The following is a 4,076-nucleotide window of genomic DNA, read 5'->3' on the forward strand; positions in this document are numbered from 1 at the left end:
GGGTGACCTTGTAATCTCGAGTTCAGTTTTCTAAACGTTGCCAATTCAGCAACAGGGAAATACCCACTTCTGGCCAATACGCTGTAAAATACAGGCGAAATGTGTCCGTTCGATAAGAAGAAAATATCTTCGTTAATGCCGTCCATAGCAAAACCTGCGTTGCGTTGCATAACATCTTGGTAAAGGGTAACCAAAAATTCGGCACAGCCCAAAGAACCTCCTGGATGCCCAGAATTTACGGCGTGAACCATACGAAGAATATCTCTTCGAACTTGTGTTGTAAAATCGTGTAGTTGTTGTGTGTTAGACATTTATGATAGAATATTTGTTATATGACCACAAAAGTAATTTTATTTTTTTGCTGCTACAAATCATTTTATAAGAAGTTATTAAGAATTGTTGATAGTTAGTCGTTATTCGTAAATCGTAAACCGTACCTCGTAAATCGTACCTCTTACCGCGTAATTCATAATTAATAATTCGTAATTCAAAACTCCCAACTCCCATCTCCCAACTTCCATCTCCCAACTCCCAGCTCCCAACTCGCAACTCTTACCTCGTAATTCCTAATTAATAATTCGTAATTCAATACCCCCAACTCGTCCCTCGTAATTCATAATTGATAATTCGTAATTCAATACTCCCAACTTCCATCTCCCAACTTCCAACTCTTACCTCGTAATTCGTAATTCAAAACTCCTTTTCATAAATAATTCTAAATTCTATCCCGAAACTTCGAGACTAAATTCTAATTCAATTATATTTGCGTTTCGTAAAAGCATACTATGAAGTTTGATTTAATTACCAAAGACCCACAAAGCAAAGCCAGAGCCGGAAAAATAACAACCGATCACGGAGTTATTGAAACCCCTATATTCATGCCCGTTGGAACCGTTGCCTCGGTAAAAGGGGTGCACCAACGCGAGTTGAGAGAAGACATCAATCCCGATATTATATTGGGAAATACCTATCATTTGTATTTACGGCCGCAAACTAAAATTTTAGAAGCTGCGGGTGGTTTGCATAAATTTATGAATTGGGATCGAAACATATTAACCGATTCAGGGGGTTACCAAGTGTATTCGTTGTCCTCTAATCGAAAAATTAAAGAAGAAGGCGTAAAATTTAAATCGCATATTGACGGATCGTATCATTTCTTTTCGCCTGAGAATGTAATGGAAGTTCAGCGCACCATTGGTGCTGATATCATCATGGCTTTTGACGAATGCACACCTTATCCATGCGATTATCGCTATGCCAAACGTTCGATGCACATGACGCACCGTTGGCTAGACCGATGTATTAATCATTTAGAAAAATTACCCTTCAAATACGGGTATGAACAAACGTTTTTTCCTATAGTTCAAGGAAGTACGTATAAAGATTTGAGAGCAGAATCGGCTGAATATATTGCCAATGCTGGCGCTCAAGGAAATGCGATCGGAGGCTTATCTGTAGGAGAACCCGCAGAAGAAATGTATGCGATGACCGAAGTGGTAACTGCGATTCTACCAGAAGATAAACCCCGCTATTTAATGGGGGTAGGAACGCCTATCAATATTTTAGAAAACATCGCCTTAGGTATCGATATGTTTGACTGTGTAATGCCTACGCGAAATGCTCGAAATGGTATGTTGTTTACAGCGCACGGCACCATGAACATGAAAAATAAAAAATGGGAAGCCGATTTTTCACCCATCGATGAAATGGGACACACCTGGGTAGATACCGAATATTCAAAAGCGTATTTGCGCCATTTATTTGCCGCCGATGAATTTTTAGGAAAACAAATTGCTACGATACACAACTTAGGGTTTTACATGTGGTTGGTTCGCGAAGCCAGACGCCAAATTATAGCAGGAACCTTTAGAGCTTGGAAAGATAAAATGGTAGTACAAATGAGTCAACGTTTATAAAGGTAATGGGTGTTGGGTGAATGGTGATGGGTGATGGAAGTAAACCTGACTCTAGGAGAAGCAGAACGGAGCTAAATATGAAACTTAAAATATGAAAATAATAGACAAATACATATTAAAACGTTATTTAGTCACATTTACAGTTATGTTGATGATGTTTATTCCTATTGGAATTACCATAGACGTGTCTGAAAAAGTGAATAAGATGATTGAGAAGAAAATCCCACTGAAAGACATTTTAATTTATTATGGCGATTTTACAATCTATTTTGCCAATTTGCTATTTCCTATTTTCTTGTTCTTGTCCATCATTTGGTTCACGTCTAAGTTGGCCAATAATACTGAAATTATCGCTATTTTGAGTTCGGGAATTTCCTTCAGTCGGTTTTTACGTCCTTTTATTTACGGAGCAATAATTGTTTCTTTTTTTTCGCTTATTATGGGATTTTTTTTAGTACCAAAAGCGAGCAAAGGATTTAATGATTTCAGGTATCAAAATTTAAAGGGAAATAATAAAACCAGAGAAACTTCAGATATTTTCAGACAAATTAAAAAGGAAGGAAACATTGAAGAAAATATCTACGTAAGTAATTACAACTACATGTCACAAACGGGTTTTAATTTTACTTTTGAACGCATCAAAGACAACCAATTGCTGGAAAAAGTCAATGCCAATCGCATTCATTACGACGAATTGAAAAAAATCTATGTGTTATACAATTACAACAAACGTATTGTGGGTGCTATGGACGATCAATTGATCAAGCGCGATAAAATTTCGGTGAAATACAATTTTGAACCCGATGATTTAACGCCCGTGGTATATGTGGCAGAAACCATGACCATTGGTCAGTTGAATGCTTTTATCAATAAAGAACGATCGCGTGGAAACGCCAACATCAATACGTATTTGGTTGTTTTTTATAAAAAATTCAGTTTGCCGGTTTCGGCGTTTATCTTAACCATAATTGCCGTGGCGGTATCTTCTATGAAACGAAGAGGAGGAATGGGAATCAATCTTGCCATCGGAATCGTTATTGCCTTTGTCTTTATTTTCTTTGATAAAGTGTTTGGTACTTTGGCCGAAAAATCGAGTATTTCGCCATTTATTGCGGTCTGGTTGCCCAATATTGTTTTTGGAATATTAGCTTATAAATTATTGCGCAATGCCAAGCGATAGTGTAAAGAGTTACTTGCAACTGCACCTCATTGTATTCATATGGGGTTTTACAGCCATACTCGGAAGACTAATTTCGTTGGATGCCTTACCCTTGGTGTGGTTTCGTATGCTTTTTGCGGTGCTCTTCATTTATGGATACATTCGCTACAAACGCATTCCCATTCGCATTCCTAAAGTGACTCTCTTTAAATTTTTAGTAGCTGGACTGATTATTGCTTTGCATTGGTTTACATTTTTTAGGGCCATTAAAGTGTCAAATGTTTCCATTACTTTGGCCTGTCTTTCCACAGGTGCATTTTTTGCGTCCTTAATCGAACCCTTGTTTTTTGGAAAAAAGATAGTGTGGTATGAGATTTTCTTCGGACTGATTGTTATTGCCGGACTCACTATTATTTTCAATGTAGAAACCCAGTATGTAGAAGGCATTGTTTTGGCCTTGATTTCGGCTTTTCTTTCGGCTTCCTTTGCGGTAATCAATAGCAAGTTTGTTAAAACGTATGAACCCACGCTTATTTCGTTTTATGAATTATCTGGAGGCGTATTGTTTTTTTCCATTTCATTGTTGTTTACCAATAGTTTTTCGGCCGATTTTTTCCAACTCAGTACTTCCGATTTGGTTTATCTATTGATATTGAGTTCGGTCTGTACTGCTTATGCTTTTATAGCCTCTACAGCGGTAATGAAATACTTGAGCCCTTACACCGTAATGCTAACCATCAATTTAGAACCCATTTACGGAATTATATTAGCCTATTTTATTTTTAAAGACAAAGAACAAATGGCACCCTTGTTCTATATAGGTGCGCTTATCATTTTAGCAACCGTAATTGCAAACGGAATACTAAAAGGTTACAAAAAAAATAACAACTAATTCAAGATAAGTTTACAAAGTCAATTGAAAATTTTATCTTTGTACGATTAAAAACCAAACCCTAATAAACCGATTATGGAATATTTAGATTTTGAATTACCAATTAAAG

3 protein-coding genes and 1 pseudogene are annotated in these 4,076 nt (G+C 36.8%); 3 read left to right on the forward strand and 1 reads right to left on the reverse strand.

The window, feature by feature from the left end; genetic code table 11:
* Positions 1–311: pseudogene (locus tag ACIQ6Z_RS09400) on the reverse strand (transketolase); the annotation flags it as partial.
* A gap of 474 nt (positions 312–785) precedes the next feature.
* Between ACIQ6Z_RS09400 and tgt the strand changes: the two are divergent.
* From tgt to ACIQ6Z_RS09415, 3 genes are all read left to right on the forward strand, one after another.
* The gene (tgt, locus tag ACIQ6Z_RS09405; RefSeq protein WP_396197683.1) at positions 786–1,916 is read left to right on the forward strand and encodes a tRNA guanosine(34) transglycosylase Tgt; all 1,131 of its coding nucleotides are present in this window, start codon (positions 786–788) and stop codon (positions 1,914–1,916) included.
* Between the two features lie 91 nt (positions 1,917–2,007).
* Positions 2,008–3,096 (forward strand): LptF/LptG family permease, encoded by a 1,089-nt coding sequence (locus ACIQ6Z_RS09410; protein ID WP_396210627.1) that lies wholly within the window; start codon positions 2,008–2,010, stop codon positions 3,094–3,096.
* Complete coding sequence (locus tag ACIQ6Z_RS09415; RefSeq protein WP_396210628.1) at positions 3,083–3,967, forward strand: DMT family transporter; 885 nt, start codon at positions 3,083–3,085, stop codon at positions 3,965–3,967. The genes ACIQ6Z_RS09410 and ACIQ6Z_RS09415 overlap by 14 nt, the downstream gene beginning before the upstream one ends.
* The last annotated feature ends 109 nt before the right edge of the window (positions 3,968–4,076 follow it).

Origin of the sequence: Flavobacterium sp. (assembly GCF_044376915.1) — a bacterium.
In the GTDB taxonomy this organism is placed as follows: domain Bacteria; phylum Bacteroidota; class Bacteroidia; order Flavobacteriales; family Flavobacteriaceae; genus Flavobacterium.